Source organism: Streptomyces tricolor (assembly GCF_002155905.1).
Lineage (GTDB): Bacteria > Actinomycetota > Actinomycetes > Streptomycetales > Streptomycetaceae > Streptomyces > Streptomyces tricolor.
Genome location: NZ_MUMF01000989.1, coordinates 588 through 874, shown reverse-complemented (window position 1 = coordinate 874; position 287 = coordinate 588).

Here is a 287-nt window from a genome sequence, read left to right as displayed (position 1 = left end):
GGCGAGTGGAGCCTGTCGAGTGACCGCGCTGGGCTGCGGCTGGGCGGGGGCGGGGGCGGTCACCGGTGCCGGCGGGGTGCCTCCGCCAAGGCACCCCCGGCCACGGCTCACGCCGACCGTTTGCGGGACGTCGTCTTCTTCGCCGGGGTCTTCTTCGTCGCCGTGCTCTTCGCCGTCGCCGTACTCTTCGCCGTCGCCCCGCTCTTCTTCGTCCCCTCCGTCGTCTTCGATGTCGACTTGCGGGCGGACGCGGCCTTCTTCGGGGTGGCCGTCTTCTTCGCCGTCGA